We start from the raw sequence: 26,752 nt of genomic DNA on the forward strand, positions 1-26,752 counted from the left end.
CTTTGCGGGCATGTCTGCCCTTCCTTCTGCTATTACTCTTTCGGGTATTTTCATTTACCCCGTCAAGTCGCTCGGCGGCATTAGCTTGCCCGCGGCCAACCTTACGCCACTGGGCCTGCAACACGACCGCCGCTGGCTGATAGTAGATGAGCGCAACCGCTTTTTGACCCAGCGCGAGCACGCCGAAATGGCGCTGCTGGCTGTGGAGCCCGCCTACAATGGCTTTTTGCTGCGCCACCGGCAGCGGCCCGAGCTGCTGCCCCTTTATGTGCCTTTTGAGGCGACGCCTGAGCGCACGCTATTCGTCACTATCTGGGACGACATGGTGTTTGCCTGGCGCGGCGCACCCGAGGCCGACGAGTGGCTGAGCGAAGCCCTAGGGCAAACCTGCAAGCTGGTGTATATGTCCGACATGGTGCGCCGGGAGGTGGACCCCGACAAGCCTGAGCTTAACCCCACGGGCACGCTTGTCAGCTTTGCCGATGGCTACCCCTACCTGCTCGCCAGCGAAGAATCACTGGCTGAGCTTAATGCCCGGCTAGCCGAGCCGGTACCCATGAACCGCTTCAGGCCCAACCTAGTAGTGCGTGGCCTCGACACTGCCGATGCCGAAATGCAATGGGCCAATTTTCAGATTGGTGGCCATGCCTTCCGGTCGGTGCGCGGCTGCGGGCGCTGCGTAGTAACGACCATCGACCAGGCCACGGCTCAGAAGAACTCTACTTCCGAACCGCTGCGCACGCTCGCCACCTACCGCAAGCAAGGCAACAAAATCATGTTTGGCCAAAACGTGACCGGTCCCGCCAGTGGCCAGCTGCGCGTGGGCGATGCCGTGGTGCTAGGCTGAGGCAGGCAGCAACGGCCCCAACCTAGGCGCTCGGCCGCATGGACGACGCACGCACCACGAGCTGCGGCGCCAGCTGTAGCTGCACAATGCGGCCAGTTTCGGCCGGGTTTTCGAGCGAGGCTAGCAGCGTGCCTATTACCTCTTCGGCCAAGGCCTCAATGGGCTGGGCCACTACCGTAATAGGGGGCGAGTAAAGCCTAAATAAGTCGTTATCATCGAATGAGATAACGGCTATTTCTTCCGGGATGCGGCGACCTAGGCGGCGCAGTGCCTCTAGCCCGTACACACCTAGGTAGTTGGTGGCAAACATGACGGCATCGCAGGTCGTGCAGTCTTCAAAAAAGGACTGCGCATCCTGCACCAACTGCTCAGTGTCTTGTGGAAATTCGACTTCGTGCACCAGTGGAGACAGGCCAGCCTCGCGCAGCGCCTGGGTGTAGCCCTGGGCGCGGGCGTTCATCTGCGTTTGGTCGAGGCGCGGCATGAGCAGGGCAATGCGCTTGAAGCCTTGGCTTAGCAGGTGCTGAGTAGCCTCGTACATGCCCGTTGCGCCATCAACCACCACAGCATTGGCTTGCACACCAGGCAGTAGGCGGTCGAACAGTACCAGTGGCTTGCCACTGCGCACCAGGGCCCGCACCTCCGCCTCTACCCCATTGGGCAAAGCCAAAATGTAACCATCGACGTGCCGCTCCTGAAACATGGTAAGCAAGTCGCGGGTCTTGGACGAGTCGTTGTTGGTGCTGCAAAACAGCATGCGGTAGCCTCGAGCTAGGGCCTTTTGCTCAATTAAGGCCGCCACAGTGGCGAAGAAGGGGTTGGCAATATCTTCTATTACCAAGCCAATAACGTGCGTTTTGCCCGTGCGCAGGCTTTTAGCTAGCTGGTTGGGCTTGTAGCCCACTTCCTCCACATACTTGAGAACGCGCTCGGCCACGCTGTCGCTAATGCGCTTCTCCTTAGCCTTGCCGTTGAGCACCAGCGACACGGTGGCAATGGACACCTCCAGGTGCTTGGCGATGTCGTGAATAAGTAATTTCTTTTTCAAGTCTAACTCGGTTGGAATTGTTATCCTTAGTCTATTGATTTTCTAGGCTACAAAGTAAGCCTATAGCTCAGGTTAAAGGTATAGCCTGGGCCACTAAAGCCCAGGCTACGTCCTAATTTTCCTGCCTTTTAATATACTTCTTTGGGCCGGTTGGCCGGGGCCGTGCCGAAGGCGCGGTTGGGCTGCGGGCCCATAGTGAGCTGCAACGTACCACCCGCCACAATGTCGCGGTGCAGTAGGTAGGTGTTAGCATACGGCTGGCCGTTGAGCGTAGCCGACTGAATGTAAATATTTTGTGGGCTATTGTTTTGCACGTTCACCACAAACGACTTACCCTGGGGTAGCCGAATGGTAGCTTTATCGACCAGTGGGCTCCCTAATACATAGGCCCCGCTGCTGGGGCTAACGGGGTAAAAACCCATTGATGACATGATGTACCAAGCAGACATTTGGCCGCAGTCTTCGTTGCCGCTAATGCCGTCGGGCTGGTCCTTATACATCTCGCGTAGCACCTGGCGTACCTTTTCGGCGGTTTTCCACTGCTGGCCGGCGTAGGCATAGAGGTAGGTGGTAGCGTGGCTAGGCTCATTGCCGTGGGCATACATACCAATGAGGCCCGAGATATCGGGCGAGGCACTTTCGCCTAGGTTGCCCTGCACAATAAATAAGCTATCAAGCTTTTGGGTAAAAGCGGCATCACTGCCAAATAGCTTAATGAGGCCCGGCACGTCGTGCGGCACCAGCCACGTGTATTGCCAAGCGTTGCCCTCGGTATAGGGGTTTTGGCGGTGGATGGACTGAAACGCGTTGAACGGCAATTGAAACTTACCATCGGCCGTGACGCCGCGCATAAACCGGGTCTTAGGGTCGAAGTAGCGCTGGTAGTACTTAGCACGCTTGCTGTAGGTGTCATACGCTTCTTTATCACCGACCTTCTTGGCTACCTGCGCAATGCTCCAGTCGTCGATAGCGTATTCCATGGCCTTGGCCACCGACTCGTTCTCTTTATCGGCCGGAATAAACCCTAGGGTCTTGACGAAGTTCACACCCTCGTCGTCGCGGGTGCTGCTCTGCTTGAGGGCGGCTAGTACTCGCTTGCCGTCGAGGCCTGGGGTACCCTTGAGGTAAGCCTCGGCCAGAGCCGGTACGGCGCTGTAGCCCACCATAGTGCCGGTTTCGTTGCCCATCAGGTGCCAGATGGGCAGCTTCTGCTGCTGGTCATTGATGGCTAGCATCGTCTGCATCATGTCGCCCACTCGCTCGGGCTGAGCCAGGGTAAAGAGCGACTGCTCGGTGCGGTAAGTGTCCCAGAGCGAGAAGATGGTGTAGTTGGCAAAGGGCGCTTTGGCGTAGACTTTGCCATCGGTGCCGCGGTAGTCGCGGTTCACATCGTTGAACAGAGCGGGCGCAAACCAAGCATGGTAGAGCGACGTGTAGAACGTGCGCCGCACCACTGGGTCGTTGCTTTCAATGGTGACCTTACCTAGCTCCTGGTTCCACTTGGCCTCGGCGGCTTGCTGCACCTTAGTAAAATCCCAGCCTGGTATTTCGGCCTGAATATTAGCTAGCGCATTCTGCGCGCTCACTGGCGAAATACCCACTTTTAGCTGCAAGGTGCCCGGCGACTTGGCAAACGTGAATACGCCCTTCACGGCCGTTCCCTTGCCCGACTTGCCGCTTAGGGCCTGCGCATCGTTGTAGAGCGCAAAGGCGGGTACTGGTGCCGACACCTTGATGGCAAAAAACAGCTGCTGGTTTTTAGCCCATCCCTTCGAGAAGCGGTGCCCAATAAACGTCTGGGCATCAACCTGCTCCAGGTAGGTATCGGTAGCCTTATCGTCGATACCCTCCTTAAGGTCGATGATGACGCGGGCGGGCTGGTTGTTTTTGGGGAAGGTGTAGCGGTGCATGCCCACGCGCTCAGTGCTCGTGAGCTCGGCCCGGATGCCGTAGTCGTCGAGCGTCACGGCATAGTAGCCAGGCTGGGCTTTTTCGCGCTGGTGCGAAAAGCGCGAGAGGTAGCCCTGGTGCGGTGCTTTTTGCTGCCCCTTGTCAGTCTTGAGGGCACCGGTATAAGGCATAATCAGCACATCACCTAGGTCTGAGCCTCCAGTGCCACTAAGGTGAGTATGTGAAAAACCCGTCAGCAAGCTATCCGAATAATGATAGCCCGAGCACCAGTCCCAACCTTTAAAAATATTTTGCGGCCCTAGCTGCACTGCTCCAAAAGGCACATTAGCCCCAATGAACACGTGGCCGTGCCCACCAGTACCGATAAATGGGTCGACGTAGGAGGTAAGCTTAGGCTGCTGCGCGTGTACCGCAGTGCCGGCTAGCAGCAGGCCACTAGCCAATAGGGCACCTAGGCCAGCTGCTCGCCGCCGCTTAAGCAGGAAATAATCAAGCATCTTGAGAGTGAGGGAGAAAGGGTGAGAAAAGACAAGTTACAGAGACAATAGCCTGTCATGCGCTGCAAACTACAGGTAACAGTCCAGCTTACTACGCATAATTGAGCCACCAGAAGGCCTACTTGCGCCAACAAATATGCTAAAATGTTTAAGCAAAAATTTGGTTGCTCCCAAAAAAACCTACATATTTCGGCCATTAATCATAGATTATTAATCTTCCACAACGACTCTCAAACTTACTTATATAATCAACCCAATAGTAGCTATCACCTAGCTACTCGATGCCAATTTATTACTTTAATAAGTATTTATTTTAATCTATCCATCAACCATTATTACACACTCGTCATTATCTAACAAAATCTATTAACTACCAATATCTTACAAGGAATTAATTTACTCTTTGGGTTAGCCGGCCATCCCACTTATGCAGGCTACAAAACCCATATTGCTAAATCCTTTAATTGAATCTTCATTTTGTTGTGGATAGCTTCTCCAGTTATCTAGTTAGTTCCCACCCAATCCCCTTTTTATGTCCCTTTCTTTATCAATCAGGAGTCTGCGCGGGCTGCCGCTACTACTGCTGGCACCGGTAGCTACGCTACCTCTTTCGCAGGCTACAGCGGCTGGCCTACCCCCCGGTGCCATATACCGCCCCGCTGAAGTAACGGTGCAGGGCACCGTGAGCGACGATAAGGGCAGCCCGCTACCCGGCGCCACCATCGTACTAAAAGGAGCAACAGGCGTGGGCGTAACGGCCGATGCTGATGGCAAATTTTCGCTATCGGTGCCTGACGCTAACGCCACACTGGTGATTTCGTCGATAGGCTTCGTAACGCAGGAAGTATCCCTAGGTGGCAAAACCACGCTTGCTATCCAGTTGGTATCTGATAACAAGGCCCTGGACGAAGTAGTAGTAGTTGGCTACGGCACTCAAAAGCGCTCTGACCTAACCGGCGCTGTAGGTAGTGTGAAGGCTTCGGAGCTCACCGAGCGGCCTATCGTGAACGTGGCGCAGGGCCTGCAAGGCCGGGTAGCCGGCGTTGATGTTTCGCTCAACTCGGGTCAACCGGGCGGGGCGCCCCAGATTCGGATACGGGGCTACAGCTCTATTTCGGCTGGCAATGACCCGCTTTACGTAGTCGATGGCGTGTACTGGCGGCAGGGCATTACCACCCTCAACCCCAATGACATTGAGAGCATAGAGGTGCTCAAGGATGCCTCGGCCACCGCTATCTACGGGGCGCAGGGCAGCAGCGGCGTAGTGCTCGTGACCACCAAGCGTGGGCGCAAGGGCAGTACCATCTCCTATGACAACTATGTGAGCCTAAGCACGCTGGCTCGCAAGCAGAGTGTGCTCAATGCACGCGAATTTATGGCCACTGAGGACTTGGCCTATCAAAACATTCAGAAGTACGACCCCACGGGCTGGGCAGCGGGCAACTACGCCAGCAAAGACCCGCGCCTCAAGCGCCAAGCCTTGACAGCGGCCAACAGCGCTCACCCGCTGTTTGATGACAACTTGAACCCTCTCTACGATGTAGACTGGCAGAAAGAAACCACGCAAACCGGGGTAGCCCAAAGCCACAACCTATCGTTTTCGGGGGGCAGTGACCAGCTCACCTACGGGCTGTTTCTGAACTATACCAATGCCAACGGCATCATCCGCAACACTTACCAGAAGCGCTATCAGGCCCGCCTAACGATAGACAACCAGGTGAAGAAGTGGCTGAAAATTGGGGGTACCATCAACTACGCTAATATTGAAGACCGCCTGGGCAACCGCTTTACGGGGGGCAACAATATTCCGCGCATGATGATTGAGATGATTCCCATCGTGCCTATTCAATATGCCGACGGGACCTATGGCAAGCGCCAGGATTACCCCGACATGGAAAGCGGCGATAACCCGGTGGCCATCTCGCGTGAGGATACAGAAATAACTCGCAACCAAACGTTCTCGGGCAACTTCTACGCCAACGCCAACATTCTGCCAGGCCTGGATTTTCGGACCGTACTCGGGGCCAACTTCAGTTCGCAGCTCAACCCGTACTTTGCCAGCAACCTCATTCAACTGCGGGGCCAGCGCAACTTGGCTGGTATCGATGCTTTTGATGGTAAGAGTGTACAGTGGCAGAACTACTTGACCTATAATAAGCAGCTTAATACCGATAATCTACTGAACGTAGTAGCTGGTGTTGATGCTTCTAAATACTGGAGCCAGAGCTTAGGTGCCAGCACCAACGGCCTGCTCGACAATGCCTACGGTTACTACAACCTAGGGGTGGGCGCAACGCCCAACACGCCTGGTTCCGACTACCAGGCCTACCAGTTGCTCTCGTACTTCGCCCGAGTTAACTATACGTTCAAAGACCGCTACTTGCTGACCGTGACTGACCGTATAGATGGGGCCTCGCGCTTTGGGGTTAACTCCAAGTATGCCAACTTCCCATCGGCAGCCATTGCGTGGCGCATTTCGCAAGAAGATTTCTTGCGCGATAACTCGACTATTACCGACTTGAAGCTGCGCTTCGGCTACGGCCGCACCGGCAACAGCAACTTTGGTAACTACAGCTCGCTTGACCAGCTGGGCAGCAACCAGTACGTGTTTAATGGCACACGCACTTCAGGCATCACTACTGGCTCGCTGGGCAACCCCAGCCTGCTGTGGGAGCGCGCTGGCCAGTATGACCTAGGGCTAAATGTTGGCTTGTGGCAAAACCGCATCTCTTTCGAGGCCGACATTTACCAGCGCACGACCAGCGACCTGCTGCTTGACCGGCGGATTCCGCAGTCGAGCGGTTATAGCAGCATCATCAGCAACATCGGTAGCGTACGCAACCGCGGCCTAGAGCTGAGCTTGAACACGGCCAATATCCAGGGCAAAGACTTTACCTGGTCAACTACATTCAATATCTCGTTCCTCAAAAACGAGGTACTGGCCCTAGGTACGTCTAACGAAGACCTTTTCCCTGGCCCTAACTTCCTCAACGAGACCAACGTGTTGCGCGTGGGGCAGCCAGTAGGCTCGCTCTACGGTCTCATCCGCGAGGGTACTTGGAGCACGGCTGAGGCCGACCAAGCCTTGAAATACAACAAGCTGCCCGGCGACTTGAAGTTCCGGGATGTGAATGGCGACGGTCAAATCAATGACGCTGACCGCGTGATTCTGGGCAAAAACATTCCCACGGGTTTCGGTAGCTTCATCAACAACTTCCGCTACAAGGGCCTCGATTTGCTGCTCGACATTCAGTTCACCTACGGCAATAGCAACATGAACCTGACCGAGCACTCGGCCCAGGACCGCACGGGCCAGGCTAACAGCTACACCCGCGCGTATGCCGATGCCTGGACGCCTGACAATCAGAACACGAGCATTGCGCAGGTACGCCCCTCCTACGTGCGCTACGACACCACTATTGACTCTTATAAGGTAGAGGATGGTTCCTTCATCCGGGGCCGCAATGCATCGCTGGGCTACAACTTCTCGCCGGCGGTGCTGGAAAAGCTCAAGATTTCGCGCTTGCGGGTGTATGTATCGGCTCAGAATTTCTTCTTGCTCACGAAGTACACCAGCTACGACCCCGAGACGAATACCTACACCGGCAACGCCTTTGCCCAGGGTATTCAGTTTTTCGACTACCCCAAGGCCCACACCTATACGGCTGGCCTGAACCTCTCCTTCTAACTGCCCACCCTTCTTTATATGTTTTCTACAACCCGACTGTTTGCTAAGGCGCCCACGGCCCTAGGAGCGGCCCTGCTCCTCACGGTAGCCAGCAGCTGCTCTGATTTTTTGAAGCAGGACATTCGCTCGCAGCTGACTCCCGACACGTATTTCGCCAACGGCGACCAGGCACAAGCCGCCATCAATGGCCTCTACGACAACCTGCGCATTATGAGCAGCACTGACGTGGGCTACGGCGAGTCGATGTGGGTGGGCCTGGAGCTATTTGCGCAACACGCTACCAGCCTCGGCCAGAGCCAGTTCAACAACCAGATTCTTAACCAAACGCTGGACGCTAACAACCCCTACTCTTCCAATATGTGGAACAATGCCTACTACGGCATTGGGGCGGCCAACTTGGCGATAGCCCGCATTCCGGCCATTACCATGGATGAGGGGCAGAAAAAAGTATTGTTGGGGCAGGCCTATTTTATACGGGCCTTCCTGTATTACCATCTTGTGCGCCTCTACGGCGATGTGCCGCTCATTACGACGCCTATCGACGGTAACAGCCCCGACCTGTACCCGGCCCGCGCGGCCACGGCCGACGTGTACAAGCTCATCGTGAGCGACTTGCAGGCCGCCGAGTCTGCGGGCCTACCCATAGTAGACCGCACGGGCCGCATCACGCAAAGTGCAGCCAAGTCGCTGCTAGCTAGCGTGTACCTGACTATGGCTGGCTACCCGATGCAGCAACCGGGCAATTACGCGCTAGCCGCCGCCAAAGCTGCCGAGGTAATTAACGCGGGTAATTTTCCGCTGTTTGTCACCAAAACCGTAAAGACTGCGGCAAACCCAACGCAGACAGATTCTGCTACTTACATCAACCTGCACAACAACGCCAGCAAGAACCAGGGCGAATTAATTCTGCAGGCCCAGTATCAGTTTGGTATTGCTACCAATGCCATCAGCCCACTCGTAGTACCCTATTTCGCGGGCATCTCGAATTACAACGATGAGTTTGGGGCGCTTATCCCCACCAACGGCTTCTTCAACTCCTACGAAAGCGGCGATTTGCGCACCAAGGAGCGGCAGTTTTACTTCTCGTCTTACCCACGCTTTAAGGCACCGGCCGGCACGGTCAACTTCAACGCCCACGCACTGTATAAGTATTTCCACCTGGAAAGCGCGCTGAGCACTGTAACGCCTGACTGCGACGAAAACTGGACACTGCTGCGTATGCCTGAGGTTATGCTCATTTATGCAGAGGCCAGCAACGAAGTCAGTGGTCCTAATACCTTGGCCTACGCTCAAATTAACGCTATTCGGAGCCGGGCCCAGCTGCCTGCCCTTAGCGGCCTCAGCAAAGATGATTTCCGCACTGCTGTGTGGAAGGAGCGCTACCACGAACTAGCCTATGAAAACAAGGCTTACTTCGACATTCAGCGCACCCGCAAGGCCTACGATGTAGTCAACAACCGCTTTGTAGATGCCGTTGGCTTCAAAAATGAGGTCGGCAACGCATTTCAGTCGAAATACTTACTTTGGGGCATCCCTAGGGCTGAAATCCTCACCAATAACAAGCTGACCCAGAACCCCGGGTACTAGTCCTGTTTCGCCCCTAGGTGCTCCTGCGCGAGGACCTAGGGGTTTATTTTTTGGTCATTTTAACCCGGTTTTTTGTGCATAGCGCTTTTTTACTTTTCCCCCTGGCCCTAGGGCTGCTGGCGGCCCCGGCCGCCGCCCAAACCACCGATGCCACCGTGCCCGTAGGCCGCGACTCGCTTACCCAAAAAGGCTACACGCTGGTTTTCATTAACCAAGACCCCGCCCTGTCGGCCGTCACGAAGAAGCGCATGGTAGATGCCTTCTATAAAGTGTACCCGCAGGAAGCCAAGCGTTTTAATCCGAAGACGCTCCGTAAGGTCACGTTTTTTGTCAACCCCGCTTACACGGGGGTGGCGGCTACCGGCAACGGTGTGGTTGACTACAACCCCAAGTGGCTACACGACCACCCCGAGGACATTGATGTGGTAACGCACGAGGTCATGCACATTGTGCAGGCCTACCCCAACGGCAGTGGGCCGGGCTGGCTTACGGAGGGCATTGCCGACTACGCCCGCTACGTGTATGGCGTGAACAACCAGGCCGGTAACTGGAAGCTGCCCGAGTATAAGGAGGGCCAGAGCTACACTAATAGCTACCGTATCATGGCGCGCTTCCTGGTGTGGCTCGACCAGCACGGCTACCCCAAGCTGGTGAACCAGCTCGACAACGCCGCCCGCACCCGCACTTACACTCCCGAAATCTGGAAGCAGCAGACCGGTAAAACCCTCGACGAGCTTTGGGCAGCCTACGCTGCGGCGCCGGCCGTGCAGCTAACCTACCGCTAAGCGAGACTATAGCCTAGGTAGGAGCCATACCGGCTGCCCCTAGGTACCTCGCGCGAGCAATTCGTCTTTATCCATCACTTTTTGGCGCCGCTTAGCCGCAGCGCTGCTTTTCCACACCGAATGACCAAACGTTTCTCTGCCCTGGCCACTTTGCTGCTGGCAGCGGGCCCAGCCCTGGCCCAAGGGCCCACGGCATCGGCCGCAAACGACTTTGCGCAGTGGGTCAACCCGCTCATTGGCACCGATTCGAAGCCAAGCTTGTCGAATGGCAACACCTACCCGGCCATCTGCCTGCCCTGGGGCATGAACTTCTGGATGCCCCAGACCGGTAAAATGGGTGATGGCTGGGCCTACCAGTACGCGGCCGACAAACTCCGGGGCTTTAAGCAGACGCACCAGCCCTCGCCGTGGATGAACGATTACGGCCAATTTGCCATCATGCCCATCACGGGCAAGAAGGTATTTGACCAGGACGCCCGCGCCAGCTGGTACTCGCACAAGGCCGAGGTGGCCGAGCCCAACTACTACCGCGTGTACTTGGCCGACCACGACGTGACCACCGAAATTGCGCCTACCGAGCGGGCCGCAAGCTTCCGGTTCACCTTCCCCAAAACGGATAGCGCTTACGTTGTAATTGATGCCCTCGACAAGGGCTCGCACGTGCAGGTGCTGCCGCAGCAGCGCCGCATCGTGGGCTACACCACCCGCAACACCACCGGCGTGCCCAAGGACTTTAAGAACTACTTCGTGCTGGAGTTCGACCACGACTTCACCAGCACGACCCTGTACCAAGACAAAGCGGCTGCAGCGGCCGGCACCCTCGACGTGACGGCCAACCACGCCGGCGCCATCGTGGGCTTCAAAACCCGCAAGGGCGAGCGTGTGAATGCTCACGTGGCCTCGTCGTTTATTAGCCCCGAGCAGGCCATTCTTAACCTAGGCGAGATTGGCAAAAAGGACTTGGAAACCGTGCGCCAAGAGGGCCGCACCGCTTGGAATAAGGCCCTAGGTCGCATCGACATCGAGGGTGGCACCGACGACCAGCGCCGCACGTTCTACTCGTGCCTCTACCGCTCGCTGCTGTTTCCGCGCAAGCTGTATGAGCTGGATGCCAGCGGCAAAGTAATGCACTACAGCCCCTTCAACGGCCAAGTGCTGCCGGGCTATATGTACACCGACACCGGTTTTTGGGATACGTTCCGGGCGCTGTTCCCTTTCCTGAACCTGATGTACCCCGAGATTAACACCGAGATTCAGCAAGGCCTGGCCAACGACTTCAAGGAAAGCGGCTGGCTGCCCGAGTGGGGCAGCCCCGGCCTGCGCAATGTGATGGTGGGCAACAACTCGGCTTCGGTAGTGGCCGATGCCTACCTCAAGGGCATTCGGGGCCAGGATATGAACGTGCTCTGGGACGCGTTGCAGCACGGTGCCAACAACGCCGGCCCGCTCGACGCCGTGGGCCGCAAGGGCGTGCAGTACTACAACAAGCTCGGCTACGTACCCTACGACGTTAAAATCAACGAAAACGCCGCTCGCACCCTGGAGTATGCCTACGATGACTTCGCCATTTACCAGCTGGCCAAGTCCCTAGGTCGCCCCAAAAAGGAAATCAACCTCTACGCCCAGCGCAGCCAAAACTACCGCAAGCTGTTCGACAAAGAGTCGGGCCTGATGCGCGGCAAAAACCAGGATGGCACCTTCCAGAAGCCATTTAGCCCCTTTAAGTGGGGCGATGCCTTCACCGAGGGCAACAGCCTGCACTACACCTGGTCGGTGTTTCACGACATCCAAGGCCTGATGGACCTCATGGGCGGCAAGCAGAAGTTTGTGGCTACCCTCGATACCGTGTTTGCCCTACCGCCCGTGTTTGATGATTCGTACTACGGCGGTACCATTCACGAAATCAGGGAAATGCAAATTGCTGGCATGGGTAACTATGCGCACGGCAACCAGCCCATCCAGCACATGATTTACCTCTACAACTACGCCGGCCAGCCCTGGAAGGCGCAGTATTGGCTGCGTGAGGTGATGAACCGCCTGTACCTGCCCACCTCGGACGGCTACTGCGGCGACGAAGACAACGGCCAGACTTCGGCTTGGTACGTGTTCTCGGCCCTAGGCTTCTACCCCGTGTGCCCGGCCGTAAACCAGTACGTGCTTGGCGCGCCGCTCTTCCCGAAGGCTACCCTGCACCTGCCCGGCGGCAAAGACGTGGTGCTGAACGCCCCCCAGAACTCGGCCACCAACCGCTATGTGAACCAGCTGACGCTGAACGGCCAAGCCTACGATAAGAACTACCTAGAATTCGAGACCCTGAAGCAAGGTGCTACGCTCAACTTTGAGATGAGCGCTACGCCTAATAAGACGCGCGGCACCTCGGCAGAGGCTGCGCCTTACTCATTCTCTAAAGCTAAAAAGTAGTTTTTTAACGTCCGTCGTGCTCAGTTGGCAAGCCGCTTGCCGAAGCATCTAGCGAGATACTTCGGTAGGTGAACGCTAGATGAGCATGACGGACGTTCTATTTTTACCCGGATTTCTGCTACCCACCCCTTTATATGAATCGTCGCACGTTCGTTCAACAAGCTTCTTTGCTCACGGGCAGTCTCGCCTTGCCTTCCACCATTTTTGCCGCCGCGGCGCCCGCTTTTCCAGTGGTGCGGCCGGTAGCTGCCAAGCGCCGGTTTCGCAGCAAGGCCGTGGAGGCGGCCATCACCGAGTTTAAGAAAAAGGTGAAAGACCCCGAGCTAGGCTGGCTCTTCGACAACTGCTTTCCGAGTACCCTCGACACCACCGTAACCTACGCCCAAACGGGCGGCCGTCCCGATACCTACGTCATTACGGGCGACATCGACGCCATGTGGCTGCGCGACTCGTCGGCCCAGGTGTGGCCCTATTTGCAGCTCATCGACAAAGACCCCGAGCTGCGCAACCTGATAGCGGGCGTTATCAACCGCCAGACGCGCTGCGTTATCAAAGACCCCTATGCCAACGCCTTTTATGGCGACGACACCAAGGTGGGTGAGTGGAAAACGGACAAAACCGCCATGCAGCCCGGCGTGCACGAGCGCAAGTGGGAAATCGACTCGCTCTGTTACCCCATCCGCCTGGCTTACCATTACTGGAAGAAAACTGGCGACAAGCAACCCTTCGATGCGCAGTGGCAGCAGGCCGTCAAGACCACGCTGCAAACCTTCCGGGCCCAGCAGCGCAAAAACGGCCTAGGTCCCTATCACTTCCAGCGCGAGACCACTAACGCCACCGATACCCAGCCCATGAAGGGCTACGGCTACCCAGTGCGGCCGGTAGGCCTTATTTGCTCGGCTTTCCGCCCCAGCGACGACGCCACGCTCTACTCTTTCTTGGTACCCAGTAACTTCTTTGCGGTGGCCAGCATGCGCCAAGCCGCCGAAATGCTGACTGCGCTAGCTCCGGCCGAAGCTGCCACTGCCAAGGACTGCACCGCTCTGGCTGATGAGGTAGAAAAGGCGCTGCGCGAGCACGCCGTAGTGAACCACCCCCAGCATGGCAAAATCTACGCCTACGAGGTCGATGGCTTTGGCAGCCAAATACTCATGGACGATGCCAACGTGCCCAGCCTGGTAGCCCTCCCCTACCTAGGCGCTATGCCCACCACCGACCCCATCTACCAGAACACCCGCAAGTTCTTGCTTTCGGAGGCCAACCCTTTCTTCTTCAAGGGCACGGCGGCCGAGGGCATCGGCGGCCCGCACGTGGGCCAGGACATGATTTGGCCCATTGCCATTACCACCCGCGGCCTCACTAGCACCGACGACGCCGAAATCCGGGCCTGCATTCAGAGCCTCAAGGCCACGCACGCGGGCACGGGCTACATGCACGAGTCGTTCCACAAAGACGACCCCAAGAAGTTCACCCGCTCGTGGTTTGCCTGGGCCAATACGCTGTTCGGCGAGTTCCTCTGGAAAGTGTACCAGGAAAAGCCGCAGCTACTGGCCTAGGTCGGTTATAGCTTGCTTTCTGAGACCTTAGTGCAACAAAGCAACAAGTCGAATTAGCAGCGCAAATACTTGCCTATTTGGGCAGCCAAAAGCAAAAAGCCGACTAGCCACTTCCACCGTCCCCTTGCTGTAGGGATACGGCGGAAGTGGCTAGTCGGCTTTTTCGGCTACGCTTCGAAGATTAATTCCCGATTGAGCGCGGCCCCTGCCATCATGCCAGCGGCTACAGCCGCACCTACGGCCCGCATGGGGCTGGTAGCATCGCCCGCCGCATAGATACCCGGCACGCTCGTTTTCTGCATGTTATCAACCTTGAGGTGGCCTGTTTCGGAGTGCGTGCAGCCCAGCGCTTGGGGCAGGGCGCAGTGCTGCTCGAAGGGCAGCCGGGCATATAGCGCGGCCAGTGGCACCGTGCGGCCATCGGCTAGGTCTAGGTGGGTCAAGTAGCCCTCTTGATGCACTAGCTGCCGCAGGGGCGTTTCTTCTATGGCGATGCCGCGGGCGCCTAGCTGCTGCCGCTGCGCGGGCGACAAGGTGGCGGGGCCATTGGTGAAAATGGTCAGCTTATCGGTCCAATTGCGGATGAGCGGTCCCATCTCGGCCGCCACCTCACCATTGGCCAAGATGCCGGTGGGCTGCTCCCGGTACTCGTAGCCGTGGCAGTACGGGCAGTGAATAGCCGAAATACCCCAGCATTCGGCGAAGCCTGGCAGGTCCGGCATTAGGTCACGAATACCTGTGGCAAACAATAGTTTGCGCGCTTGAATAACGGCTCCGCTATCCGTCTCAACGGTAAACTGGCCGTTCTCGCCCGTAGCTGCTATGGCCAGTTCCTGACGTAGCTGCACGGTAGGATACGCCAGCACTTGCTCGTGGGCCACTGCTGCCAGGGCTGCGGGCGTACTACCATCTCGTGTCAAAAAATTGTGCGAGTGGGGCGTTTGCTGGTTGCAGGGCTTACCGCTGTCCAGCACTACTACACGGCGTAGGGCGCGCCCTAGGGCTAGCGCAGCTGACAGCCCCGCGTAGCTGCCGCCAATAATAAGTACATCTGCTAGTTTGGAATCGCTCATCTTGTAAGCCTTTGTAAGATAATAGTATGTGTAATCGCAGCCGCTGCTTTACCTAGCCGGCGGCAAGTAACTTGTCTACTTAGGCAAGCCGGTCTTGCTTACTCCTACAAGTCCTTGCATTGAATACCTCGAAGGCTGCCGCGCTGCAAAAGTAGCATGCCACATAATAATGCAACAACGTTTCATATTGTTTAAAATAAACAAATTTTTTGCCTATTTTTGCAATAATGTTGCAAATTGATGCTATGCCCGTTTTGAAGATTGGTTAGGGATGCAGGGCACCTAGGCAACCCTGCCTATAGGCGTTAACAAGCGGTAGGCGCGCCTCACCGCTTTCCGATTCTTTTCTCTGGTTTGGTTTTAGAGAAAGCGCGAACAGACCCTGGCTTTTAGCTGGGGTTTGTTTGCCGCGCGGGCCTCGGAATATGCACGATACAAAGCCCGTTGGGGGTAACGCCGCCTAGGCGAGCGGGCCTGCGAGTGGTAGTGTAACGGTGAAAGTAGAGCCTACCCCTAATTGGCTCTGTACTGTGAGCGTACCGCCTACATTATCTACCATTTTCTTGACCATGTACAGCCCTACTCCCGAGCCCGGCACGTGGCTGTGCAGGCGCTTGAACAGCTGGAACAAAGCCTTTTGCTGCTGCTCACTCAGCCCTAGACCGTTGTCTTGCACTTCCAGGGCTAGGTAGCCTGGGGCTGTGCGGCGGCTGCGCAGGTGTATCAGCGGTGGCCGTTCGGGCGACCGATATTTGATGGCGTTGGAAAGAAAATTATAAAAGATGCTACGCAACAGCTTGGGCGATGCCAACAGCTGCGAGCACTCGGCCAAGTCCACGGTGAGTGTGGCGCGAGCAGCGGTGAGTTCGGGTAGGATGTCGAGGCGCACGGCCTCGACTAGGGCCGACAGCTCAACCAGCTCGGTAGCGTGTTTTAGAGCCTCGGGTTGTATCCGCGTCACCTCGGTGAGGTACCCTAGGGTTTGCTGAAAGCGCGCTACGGCGCCATCCATCAGTCCGAGTAGGCGGGGCACTAGCTCGGCTTGCCAGGCTTCGACGGGCAGCTCTTGGCGCAGGGCCGACAGCAGTCCTTCAATATTGGCGATGGGCGCCCGTAGGTCGTGCGACGCTGAATACACGAACGTATCCAGGTCGACATTGGTACGCGTGAGGCGCGTATTAATGGAGGCCAGCTCCCGGTTGGCCGCCTCTACCTGCTGGCGAGCCAGCACCCGCTCGGTCGTATCAACCAAAAAAGCCAGAATACCATGCGTTTTTCCCTGCTCATCAGTTAGGGGCTGGTAAGTGAAGTCTATGTATCGCTGCTCGGATTGGCCAGTGGTATAGTCAAATAGCTGCACCGAATGGTCGGTGCCCGTGAAAGGCTGGCCCGTTGCGTAAACCTGGTCGAGCAGGTCGATAAACCCTTGGGCTACTAGCTCCGGCATCACATGGGCTACGCGCTGGCCGACCTCAGCCCGGTGGGCCGATAACACCTGGTACCGGTCGTTGAAGGATACATAGTGATGCTCGGGGCCGCTGAGTGTGGCTACCGCAGCGGGCACCTGCCGCAATAGCTGCTGCAGCAGGCTTTGCTGCACCGCCAGCAGGGCTGGACGTTTATCCTCATTGCTAGGCGTGGGTGCTGCTGCCGAGTGAGGCTGGCTGCCGGCATAGGTCAGGCTGACTACCAGCAGCTGCTCATACCGCTGAGCAGCCCAAACGGAATAGCCCATTAGCCCATCGTGCTGAAAACAGTCGGAGCAGCAAGCTATTTGGCCCGCCAAAAACGCATTGCGATAAAAGACGAATGCACCGGACGCTATGGCCGGAAAAAGCGTCAGCAACGAAGCTTGCGGCCGCTCGGGTAGCCGCAATAGTTGCTGAGCCGCCGCATTGAGTTGTACCAAGTTAAAATCGGTAATTTCTTTCCCCCTAGCGTTGTACACCGGCCGCAGCAGTAGCATGGCGGTTGGTGTACAAGTCAGCAGCACATCTACCAACCCGGCTGGATTAGTGGCGCTGTCCTGCGATAGAGAGAGAGGGAAAGCCGCCATGGGAGGATAAAGAGAGCAAGGATTGCGCCGACGAAGATACTCGGATAAACCGCTTAGGCTTACTGTTATTAAGGCATTAGCACTAAGTTTTTTACTCTTTTTACCTAGAATAATACCGAAGTGTTACTGACGAGCTGCCGGGACAGCGCCGAAGGGTAGCTGCTGCTTGCGCTAAGTAAATGCTACCTAGGTGGGTACCACATGAATCTCTTGGCCTACTGCCGGGCCACTGCTAGATTCTAGCAGGCGCTACCATCCGCAGGCACAGCCATATGCATACGTGTGTGCCGCAACCGTATCTAACCGCGCGCGTTGGGTTACGTGCGGCAAGAAGATTCTCTTAGTTCGAACGTACCTACCCGTCGCTTTTTCCCGCGCAGCCCTCAATGGACAATGCTTTTATTCTGGATTTTTTGCGGCGCCTAGCTGCCAATAATAACACGGCTTGGATGCAAGAGCACCGCGCCGACTACCTGCGCGCCCGCGACAATTTTGCTGACTTGGTAGCCGAGGTAATTCGCCAAGCCACGCCGATAGCGCCCGAATTGGCCGAGCTCACGCCCGCGCAGGCGATGTTTCGCTTGCATAAAAACGACTGAGCTATAAAAGCGCCCTTGCAGACTGGAAAAGCATTTTTAGTTTCAATCGGGATACAAATTTTGGGGTTATAGGATACAGAGTCGACATTTGCAGTCTGATTTAACCTCCTTGTTCATGGCTCGTCCCAAAGCAGAAACCCCCACCTGCGTCCCCTATCTGCGCGGGAATGCCTTGTCCGTGCGCCTCTCATTTGCTGGGCTCAAATACCGGACGCCAAAAATTGATAATGTCGAGCCGGAATTCATTATGAAGAACGGCTACGTCAAGCCTTCGCACGAGAACTACCTGGACCTCAATGAGCGCCTGGGCAGTGCCATACAACGCTTGGAACAAGCCTTCCGTATCGCGCAGGCAGCCGGTGAGCTGACGGAGCAGCGGCTAGGGGTGGAGTATAAACGGTTGACCGGAGAGGCAGAGCAGGCTGCGCGTCATGCCCAGAAACGAGCGGAGGTGGAAGAGCAAGTAACTGGTTTTCGCCGCCGCCTACGGACGGAGCGCGCCATTAATCAAAGCGTTCATAACGAAGACGTCGAGGACCAGATTCAGCGGCTTCACGAGCAGCTAAAGCAACTCAACGTACGCCGTGACAACCAGCGGCGGGAGGCGGGCACCTACGACGACGATAAGCTCATTACCTTCCTGGAAAAGTACGCGACCCGTGATGGCATCGCCACAATGGCGGACGCCACCCGGCGCTCGCATTCCAGCTTTATCGAGACCGTCCGCCAGTTCGAGTCCGCGACCACCGTCCAGGAGGTAGACGAGGAGTGGATGGTCAGATTCCAGGATTGGCTCATTTCCACACCTTCTAACAAGCCCATTTACCAAACGATACCTAACCCTGCCTACGCGCCGGGGAATGGACAGAAGCAGAAAATGAGGGGTAAAATCCTTTACTACAAGACCGGGGATACTAGGAAGAATGACACCATTCAGACCTACTTGCAGAAGGTCACGAGTTGCCTGAACTACTACCAAGCGCGCCCATCCAAACTACCGAAGGGCGTGACCATAAACGACTCCTTCAAGCTCTACAAGTTTAAACTTAAGCCAAAGGAGGATAACGTAGTTGCGCTGGAAGAGCACGAGCTTTTTCAACTACTGGACTTCACCGATTTTGCCATGCGCGAGCAAGAGCGCGCCAGGGACATCCTGCTTTTCCTCTCCGCTACCAGCCTGCGGCACTCGGACCTCGTGAAAGTCACACCCAGCGCGGTCAAAAACGGCATCATCAACCTCACGGCGCAGAAGACCTCACACCACAGTATCGAGGTGAACATCCCGCTGAACGTGATTTCGACCGCAATTCTTAAAAAGTATGCCTACAACATGGTCAACTGCAAACTCAGCTACCACAAGGTCAATCGGCGCATACGAGAGGTGCTGAACCACAACGGGGGTAAGACCTTCCCCAGCCTGCAAGAGCCCGTGGAGGTGGTCAACTACTCTGGGGCGCGCCCTGTGGGTAAGACCTCTACCCGCGCCAACGAAATCGGAACGCACTCAGGCAGAAGAACTTTTATCAATATTTGCCTGGATTATAACGTCCCTGTCAACAAAATCATCGGGATGACCGGACACCTGAACGTGGCGACCTTGATGATTTACGCCAACAAGCGCAAGGATGTCAAGAAGCACATGTCCAATATCTTCCAGCTCCCCGCCTACCCCGCCCAGGATTACGGGGTGGTCGAGTTGGCAGAGGTAGTACAGGAGGTGTAAAAAAGCCCCCTGGTGATGACACTAGGGGGCTTTTTTGCAGATAACGAGTGAGCTAATTTCTATTCAAAATCCGTTTCATGTTCTCATTATTCGCTATTGCAGAAAGGTCGGTGACCTCAAGAAAATTACGGAGACCTTCATAATCATCCTTAGTCAAAAGGACGATTGAATTATCCGACATAGTGATTATATACTCAAGGGAAGAATCCTTTTTGCGCTGAGCATCCTGGTCCTTGGCGATAGAGACAATTTGGTCCGTATTTATAATAGTCGCAACGCCCGAAGGCAAGGTAAACTCTAAAAAAGCCATATAATGTATTGTTTAAATTTGTGGATGATTGCTAACGCACGTTGTACCATCTAGGTTATGCTCAGCAACAAAAAAGCCCCCTAGCTTCATCACCAGGGGGCTTTTTTGTTAATTGGACCAAGCAGCGTAAATAGCCGAGAATTCCGTCTTCAAACGAGCCACCGTGAGCTTTCCAATGTTATCAGCACCGTGGTCCTTAACGCCTTGCATGTGGTTAAGGTGGAGCGGGTAGACTGCCTTATGGAGCTTGGTAAGCTGGTCGTCTCCTTTGACCACTTCGAGCACCTTCTTGATTTGCGCGGGGGTAAGGTGGAGCTTGGTCAGGCGCTCCTCCACTTTGCTTTTGATATCCTGCGCTGCAGGGGCTGCCTGGATAACTTGGTTTATCGTCGCAGGCTCGTCCTTGTTTACCCGCATCACTGGTGCCGTAGGCGCGGGTGGCACTGAGATTACAAGCTGGTTCTTGTCCTTATCCTTGGTACGGGGAATAGAAAAGGTGATGTGAGTGGTTTTCTTACCAGTCTTGGTAGCTTCCCATTTCGCCCCGTAGCCTACCCGCGCAAAATCCGCAAATACTGGCTTAAGCACACGTCGCTTGAAGTCGCCGAAAATTGGATACAGGTCAGCGTTCTCAAGCAACCAAAACTTAAGGTTTTCCAGGCTTTCTTTTTTTCTGGTGAAATCCTTATCTCTCGTATTCAGGTTTTTCCAGCTCTCCAAAATCGAATACATCTTAACAGCGTTCGGATTCCTTAAGTCTAAGGCAGTCTGGACATCTAAGCGGGTGTAATTGCCAACAGCAGCAAGATTGAGCAGGTGCTATATCCAGCTATGCTGCTTAATGACGAGGTTGTAAACGAATTGGCAACACGGCTGGAAATCGGCGTACCTGCTACAGCCCTTCCGCTGATTAAAGTGAATGGGCTAACCCGTAGCGAGATGTTATTGCTGCATCGCTACGGAGTAACTCAACCAGAAACTGGCTGGTCAGCAGTAGCTGTGATTGTTGAAGCGGCGCTAGGAACTGAGCGGGCGCAACAACTGGCTACTATTTGGCCCGAAAGAGCCTCCAGCCTCGCAGCATAACTAATTGTTTCTAATTAGAGGGTTCCTTAATAAGCAGATACTATTGGGAAGGTGGTATGAGTAGCTAAGGGATATAGTACTTCGCGACGGTACTAGCGGAAATACCCAGTTTTTTCGCTACTGCATAGTTCGAAAGACCACTGTATTTTAATTTCTGGATTTGCTCCACAATAATAGAGCTTTTAACAGGTGGTCCTATATGTATTCCTTCCGCCTTACGTCGGGCCATCCCGGCCTTGGTGCGCTCGCTAAGGCGTATACGTTCCTGCTTGGCCAAGGTGGCGAGGATAGAAATGATAGCCTCCTGAAAGAGCCCCACCGAATCGAGGTATTGCTCGGTGAGGGACTTATAGCCAACGCCCCAGCCTTGTAGTTGGTTAAGATATTGCAGGGTAGGTAACGCTCCTTCGCGGCTAAAGCGGTCCAAGCTCCAAAACAACACCAAGTCGAAGCGTCGTTGGTGCGCATCGGCAAACAGCGCCTGAAACTCAGAGCGCCTGCCGGTCCCGCCCGACTCCTGCTCCACATACTCTTTGTAGATAGAATAGCCGTGGGCCTGGGCAAAGCGCCGCAGTTCGGGCAACTGGTTTTCGGTGCTCTGACCTTTATCCTTGGTCGAAACGCGGGCATAGAGGGCGACGGTTGTCATACCTCTAAGATACTCCAATAAGGGTCAGTAAAATACGGCTCAAAAAAGGGCCTCTACGCGCTGGAAATGCCCTCGATAAAACCATCCAATAAGGGCCCCTGCCTGTTGCAGGTAGCCCCAGTGTGACACTATGCAGATAAGTGCTCTTAGAGACCGACTGGCACTCACACTTTTATTATACGCCTAGCGTCTAAGCGACACTGAGTCTGAAATGCCTAATGGGTGCTGCACAAGCTACGGGTTTCACCCGAGTTGTTAGTTAGCACGTAAGCGCTCCTTGTTTGTGCCCGTCCCGATGCCCGACACCACCCCAGAATCTCCCGAGCGCTCGGCCACTGCACCAACACAACAACCCCTGCAACAGGAAAACCACCAACAAGCTACGGCGGACGCGGCGCAGCTACTGCACCAGCAGCAGTACGAGCAAAGCCAGGTTCGTTTCCGCACGGTGTTTGAAAACTCGCCGCTGGGCCAGAAAATCATTACGCCCGACCTGATGATTCGCCAAGTGAACGTGGCTGTGGTGGACATGCTCGGCTACAAGAGTCCTGAGGAGTTGATTGGCCGGCGCATTCTGGAATTTGCCCATCCCCATTTTCGCGACGACTGGCATCGGCTGCAGGCCCAACTCTGGGAGCACAAGCTGCCGCACTTTGCCCTGGAAACTTGCCTGGTGCGCGCCAATGGCTCTTCGTTCTGGTGCCGGGTGACCTCCGTGCTGTTTCCTGACGAAGGAGCTGAGCTGGGCTACACCATCCTGGAGGACATCTCGGAGCGCAAGGGGTTGGAAAACAAGCTTAAACGCCTTTATGATGCGCAGGAAACCATCCTGCACCTGGCCACCCACGACCTGAAGGGACCGATTGGGCATATTGAGTTGCTGGCTGACCTGCTGCAACGGGAAGTAGCCGGCCGGGCAGACGCCGGCCCGCCCGCGCCAGAAATGCTGCGCTACCTGGCCTTGATTCAGGGAGCCTGTGCCCATGCTACTGCGCTGCTCGGAGACGTGCTCTACGTGGGCGACCTCGACGCCAATGAGCTGCACAAGCAGCCCACTGACCTGCGCACCTACCTACCGGCCCGGCTGGAACTGCATCAGCTTGCGGCCGCTAAAAAAGGCGTGACGCTGGCCCTGGATTTAGCAGCAGATAGACTCTTTGCACCACTGCACCCCGAAAAGTTTGGCCGGGTGCTCGACAATCTGCTCAACAACGCCCTCAAGTTTACCCCGGCCGGCGGCACCGTAACTATTGGTGGGCACGAACACGAGGGCAAAGCCTGCTTGAGCGTGCGCGACACGGGCATTGGCATTCCGGGCAAGCTGCTCGGCAACTTGTTCGACAAGTTCAACCCCACGCGGCGCGCGGGCCTGCAAGGCGAAACGACCACCGGCCTAGGTCTCTTTATCGCGAAGCAGATTGTGCAGCTGCACGGCGGCGATATCTGGGTAGAAAGCCGCGAGCGCGAGGGCACCTGCTTCTTTATTGAGTTGCCGAGTAGCAATAGCTAATCGCCTCGATAGCACTACTTAGTGACTCTATAAACTGCAGTCAATCGCCTTTTTACCTCGTTTATGCGCACAGAAGGTCATTTTGCTGGCTTGTATTACACCTTATTCGAGCCAAATCAGCCCGCTAAAGCGACGCTGCTCCTGCTACACGGTATGGCGGAGCACCACCGGCGATACGCAGAGTTTGCGGAGTATCTAACGGCGCAAGGGATTGCCGTGCTAGCCTATGACCAGCTGGGCCATGGCCGCACCGCGCAAACCGACGCAGAGCGGGGCTTTTTTCAATTGACAAGCCCCGTCGAGCGCCTTATCCGGGATGCGGAGCAAATGGCGACTTACCTGGCCGAGTTGTTTCCCGGCATGCCGCACTTCATTCTGGGGCACTCCATGGGGTCGTTTGTGGCCCGCTGCCTGCTCCAGCAAGCCGGGAATAGCTTCCAGGGAGCCATCTTGATGGGTACGGCTGCTCCTACACCGGGGGCGAGCCTCGGGCTGGCACTCCTAGGTGTGCTGAACAAGTTGGTACCCCGGCACCGCACGAAGTTGCTTAATAACTTCTTTGGGTGGGTGAACAACCGCCGTTTTAAGGAGCCGGCGCCTAACGACTCCTTGAAGTGGCTGAGCGCCAATCAGCAGAACCAGCTGGCGTATCTGCACGACCCGTTGTGCGGTATGCCCTTCACCAACAATGGCTTTTTTACCTTGCTCTCCCTGATGAAGCAAGCCACCGACGGGCCGTGGACCAGGGGCATCCCCACGGCGCTGCCCCTCTTGCTGGTGAGTGGGGCAGACGACCCGGTGGGCCAGTTCGGCCGAGGCGTTCGCCGCGTGGCGCAGCAGCTGCAGCAAGCCGGCTTTCAGCGAGTGCGGCAGGTGCTCTACCCCGGCATGCGGCACGAGATTCTGCAGGAAGTTGGCAAGCAGCAGGTGTACCAGGACATTGCCGCCTGGCTTGGCGCACTCGTTGCCCCAGTGGCAAGTAAGCCCTAGGGGGTGGCGTGCCAACGGCCTGAGCCTTATACGCCAGCAAGTAAGTTGACCCAGTGCAGGTAGATGAGCGCTTGCCCGACCGCCTGGCTAAAGCCCGCGCTACGCCGGTTATTACGTAGTAGTTTAGTAAGTGTTTATACCAAATAATTATCAGTAAATCAGTATTTTAATTGCAGCTAAAAGGCCCCGGTCCGCCGTAAGAAGGTAGTTGCCCGACCGCTACGCGGGCCGCTCCCCCGCTGCTTGTCTATTGTTTTTTCTGCGCTTGTATTTGGGGTATTTTTTGGGCTCTATGGCTTGGTGCTGGTGCGGGCGGCCTGGCCGCGGCCCGCGTTGCCGCCGCTAGCGCACTACCCGCGGGTGAGCATCCTGGTGGCCGCGCGCAATGAGGCGGCCCTCATCGAGCGGTGCCTGCAAGCGCTGGCTGAGCTGAACTACCCAGCCGATAAACTCGAAATCCTCCTAGGTGACGACGCTTCGACCGATGACACGGCGGCCGTGGTGCGGCGATTTATTGCCGACAAGCCGCACTTTCGGCTGCTGCCCATCCGCCACCGGCTGGGCACGGCCCGCGGCAAAAGCAACGTGCTGGCTCACCTCTACCGGGCGGCCACCGCCGATTACTTCCTGCTGACCGATGCCGATATGGCCTTGCACCCCGACTGGGTGCAGACCATGCTGGCCGCCGCGCCCGCCGGCGTGGGTGTGGTCACGGGCATTACCACGGCGGGCGGTGGGCTGTTTGGGCGCTTGCAGGGGCTCGACTGGCTATTTGGCCTCAACCTCATTCGGCTGCTCACCGACTGCGGCCTGCCCATCGCGGCCGTGGGCAACAATATGCTAGTAACGCGGGCGGCCTACGAGTCCATCGGCGGCTACGAGGCGTTGGCCTTCAGCATCACCGAAGACGTGCAGCTATTCGCCCAGCTGGTAGCCCGGGGCTGGCACTACCGCAATCTTATCGACCCGCGGGTGCTGGGCATCTCGGTGCCGCAGCCCACGGTGCGCCTGCTGCTGCACCAGCGCAAGCGCTGGATGAAAGGGACCGGCCGCCTGCCCTGGCAGCTAGGGCTTTTGTTCAGCTCCTACGGGGTGTTTTACACGATGCTGGGTTGGTCGGAGCTGCCGCTCGGTACCATCGGAGTCTTGCTGGCGACCAAGGTGCTGTGCCAGACCTTATTCCTGCTCCTCACGCTGCGGCAGGCGGGGCACCGCGAGCGCCTACCCGTGCTGCTGCTCTACGAAGGCTACCTGCTGGTCATGTCGCTGTCGGTGCTGGCCTACACCCTGTGGCCCGGCGTGCTGCACTGGAAGGAACGCCGCTACCGCTGGGCCGAAGCCTAGGTAGCCAGCTGACAATAACCGTCAGGACCAGGGCTTCCTTGGCTGCTAATAGCTGATTCATTATCAGCCTATACGCTTCCCAATATCCATTTCTATTTACTAATCCTTTTCATGACTATTACTTCCACAGCCGGGCGACACCCGGTGCTTACTACCCTGCTGGTGCTGGTGGGCCTATTCCTAGTAGGCGGCGGCATCACCTACCTCGCTACCGACCACGGCAAGGCCCTGCTGCCTACCCTAGAGCAGCCCTCCTTTACGAGCAGCAACATTACCCGCGAGCATATTAAGGGGCAATTTCTGGTGAGGCTACGCAACCACGCTCCCATCGACCTGCGCATTGATAGCTTGCGCTACTCGGCCCGCGTCGATGGCAAGCAGCTAGCCCAAGGTCACAAAGACCGCCCGCTCGTGGTGAAAGGCCACGCCCTTAGCAGCTTGTCCTTGCCGCTGGAGCTGAACCTACCCCAACTCACGCACCAACTAAAAACCAGCCAGCGCGACTGCGTGACGGTGGAGCTACACACCGTACTATACGCCAACCTGCCGGGCGTGGGGCCCCAAAAGCTGCCTATCGACGTGCGAAAGCGCGTGTACATCCCAAAGCTGCCCAAAATAGAGGTGGCCGACGTCGATATCACCAAGCTGGGCTTGAAGAAAGGCGAAGCCATTGTGACGCTGCGTGTGACAAACTACGAGCCCATTGCTTTCACCGTCAAGCAGGTGAGCTACCGCTTCCAAATAGAAGATGACTTGGATGTGAAAGGCCAGGAAACCAAGGATGTTACTTTCAAAAAGAAGGGCACAGAGCTGATGCCGATTCACGTAAAATTTGCGCCTAGGTCTATGCCTAAGGTGCTGTTTAAGACCATCTTCAAACCCAAGAAAACTGATTACAAGCTGACGGGTAACGCTACCGTGGCGGCCGGCCCCGCCAGCGCCCGCGATGCTACGATGCAGTTCAACAGCAGCGGTACGGTGAAGGACTTGAAAGAGCTGGCGAAAGGCGCGAAAGACAACTAGTCGCGCCCTGCCTGGCCGCACTTCACCAAGCCTAGCCAGGCTAGAAATA

At 56.4% G+C, this 26,752-nt stretch carries 19 protein-coding genes; 13 read left to right on the forward strand and 6 right to left on the reverse strand.

The features are described from left to right. Positions 1 to 10: 10 nt before the first annotated feature. On the forward strand, positions 11 to 847 hold the full coding sequence (locus tag FNT36_RS16465) for an MOSC domain-containing protein (RefSeq protein WP_144849924.1): 837 nt from the start codon (positions 11 to 13) through the stop codon (positions 845 to 847). Positions 848 to 869: 22 nt separating this feature from the next. Here FNT36_RS16465 and FNT36_RS16470 read toward each other — a convergent pair whose 3' ends face one another. Together FNT36_RS16470 and FNT36_RS16475 are read right to left on the reverse strand one after the other, a co-directional pair. Then, positions 870 to 1,895: a LacI family DNA-binding transcriptional regulator gene (locus FNT36_RS16470; protein WP_233635989.1), complete on the reverse strand. Its 1,026-nt coding sequence runs from the start codon at positions 1,893 to 1,895 to the stop codon at positions 870 to 872. Positions 1,896 to 2,023: 128 nt separating this feature from the next. Further along, the gene (locus FNT36_RS16475; protein ID WP_144849928.1) at positions 2,024 to 4,303 is read right to left on the reverse strand and encodes a GH92 family glycosyl hydrolase; all 2,280 of its coding nucleotides are present in this window, start codon (positions 4,301 to 4,303) and stop codon (positions 2,024 to 2,026) included. A 532-nt stretch (positions 4,304 to 4,835) separates the two neighbouring features. Here FNT36_RS16475 and FNT36_RS16480 point away from each other — a divergent pair. The 5 genes from FNT36_RS16480 (at position 4,836) to FNT36_RS16500 (ending at position 14,340) form a co-directional block, all read left to right on the forward strand. Beyond that, positions 4,836 to 7,991, forward strand: a complete 3,156-nt coding sequence (locus tag FNT36_RS16480; RefSeq protein WP_144849930.1) for a SusC/RagA family TonB-linked outer membrane protein — start codon at positions 4,836 to 4,838, stop codon at positions 7,989 to 7,991. A gap of 18 nt (positions 7,992 to 8,009) precedes the next feature. Next, positions 8,010 to 9,578: a RagB/SusD family nutrient uptake outer membrane protein gene (locus tag FNT36_RS16485; RefSeq protein ID WP_144849932.1), complete on the forward strand. Its 1,569-nt coding sequence runs from the start codon at positions 8,010 to 8,012 to the stop codon at positions 9,576 to 9,578. 74 nt (positions 9,579 to 9,652) lie between these two features. Continuing rightward, on the forward strand, positions 9,653 to 10,363 hold the full coding sequence (locus FNT36_RS16490; RefSeq protein ID WP_144849934.1) for a basic secretory protein-like protein: 711 nt from the start codon (positions 9,653 to 9,655) through the stop codon (positions 10,361 to 10,363). Between the two features lie 120 nt (positions 10,364 to 10,483). Further along, positions 10,484 to 12,784, forward strand: a complete 2,301-nt coding sequence (locus FNT36_RS16495) for a GH92 family glycosyl hydrolase (protein WP_144849936.1) — start codon at positions 10,484 to 10,486, stop codon at positions 12,782 to 12,784. A gap of 134 nt (positions 12,785 to 12,918) precedes the next feature. Further along, complete coding sequence (locus FNT36_RS16500; RefSeq protein WP_144849938.1) at positions 12,919 to 14,340, forward strand: glycoside hydrolase family 125 protein; 1,422 nt, start codon at positions 12,919 to 12,921, stop codon at positions 14,338 to 14,340. 167 nt (positions 14,341 to 14,507) lie between these two features. On the opposite strand, the gene FNT36_RS16505 is transcribed toward FNT36_RS16500, so the two are convergent. Next, positions 14,508 to 15,413: an NAD(P)/FAD-dependent oxidoreductase gene (locus FNT36_RS16505; RefSeq protein ID WP_144849940.1), complete on the reverse strand. Its 906-nt coding sequence runs from the start codon at positions 15,411 to 15,413 to the stop codon at positions 14,508 to 14,510. A 460-nt stretch (positions 15,414 to 15,873) separates the two neighbouring features. After that, entirely contained in the window at positions 15,874 to 17,469 is a 1,596-nt protein-coding gene (locus FNT36_RS16510; RefSeq protein WP_144849942.1) for a PAS domain-containing sensor histidine kinase, read from the reverse strand. A gap of 386 nt (positions 17,470 to 17,855) precedes the next feature. On the opposite strand from FNT36_RS16510, the gene FNT36_RS16515 reads away from it, so the two are divergent. After that, a complete protein-coding gene (locus tag FNT36_RS16515) occupies positions 17,856 to 18,068 on the forward strand; it encodes a DUF2461 family protein (protein ID WP_144849944.1) in 213 nt (70 codons plus the stop codon). A 115-nt stretch (positions 18,069 to 18,183) separates the two neighbouring features. Continuing rightward, entirely contained in the window at positions 18,184 to 19,791 is a 1,608-nt protein-coding gene (locus tag FNT36_RS16520; RefSeq protein ID WP_144849946.1) for a tyrosine-type recombinase/integrase, read from the forward strand. A gap of 418 nt (positions 19,792 to 20,209) precedes the next feature. Here the strand turns inward: FNT36_RS16520 and FNT36_RS16530 are convergent, their stop codons facing one another. Continuing rightward, positions 20,210 to 20,833, reverse strand: a complete 624-nt coding sequence (locus FNT36_RS16530; protein WP_394348945.1) for a hypothetical protein — start codon at positions 20,831 to 20,833, stop codon at positions 20,210 to 20,212. A gap of 99 nt (positions 20,834 to 20,932) precedes the next feature. On the opposite strand from FNT36_RS16530, the gene FNT36_RS16535 reads away from it, so the two are divergent. After that, on the forward strand, positions 20,933 to 21,187 hold the full coding sequence (locus FNT36_RS16535) for a hypothetical protein (protein ID WP_144849952.1): 255 nt from the start codon (positions 20,933 to 20,935) through the stop codon (positions 21,185 to 21,187). A gap of 64 nt (positions 21,188 to 21,251) precedes the next feature. Here FNT36_RS16535 and FNT36_RS16540 read toward each other — a convergent pair whose 3' ends face one another. Further along, positions 21,252 to 21,836: a recombinase family protein gene (locus tag FNT36_RS16540; protein WP_144849954.1), complete on the reverse strand. Its 585-nt coding sequence runs from the start codon at positions 21,834 to 21,836 to the stop codon at positions 21,252 to 21,254. 295 nt (positions 21,837 to 22,131) lie between these two features. Between FNT36_RS16540 and FNT36_RS16545 the strand changes: the two genes are divergently transcribed. From FNT36_RS16545 to FNT36_RS16560, 4 genes are all read left to right on the forward strand, one after another. Then, positions 22,132 to 23,346 carry a PAS domain-containing sensor histidine kinase gene (locus tag FNT36_RS16545; protein WP_144849956.1) on the forward strand — a complete coding sequence of 405 codons (1,215 nt, stop codon included), beginning with the start codon at positions 22,132 to 22,134 and terminating at the stop codon, positions 23,344 to 23,346. Positions 23,347 to 23,409: 63 nt separating this feature from the next. Next, the gene (locus FNT36_RS16550; RefSeq protein ID WP_144849958.1) at positions 23,410 to 24,336 is read left to right on the forward strand and encodes an alpha/beta fold hydrolase; all 927 of its coding nucleotides are present in this window, start codon (positions 23,410 to 23,412) and stop codon (positions 24,334 to 24,336) included. Between the two features lie 243 nt (positions 24,337 to 24,579). After that, positions 24,580 to 25,680 carry a glycosyltransferase gene (locus tag FNT36_RS16555; RefSeq protein ID WP_144849960.1) on the forward strand — a complete coding sequence of 367 codons (1,101 nt, stop codon included), beginning with the start codon at positions 24,580 to 24,582 and terminating at the stop codon, positions 25,678 to 25,680. A gap of 111 nt (positions 25,681 to 25,791) precedes the next feature. Next, positions 25,792 to 26,703 (forward strand): LEA type 2 family protein, encoded by a 912-nt coding sequence (locus FNT36_RS16560; protein ID WP_144849962.1) that lies wholly within the window; start codon positions 25,792 to 25,794, stop codon positions 26,701 to 26,703. Positions 26,704 to 26,752: the final 49 nt, after the last annotated feature.

The sequence above is a fragment of the Hymenobacter setariae genome (assembly GCF_007713685.1).
Taxonomy (GTDB): domain Bacteria; phylum Bacteroidota; class Bacteroidia; order Cytophagales; family Hymenobacteraceae; genus Hymenobacter; species Hymenobacter setariae.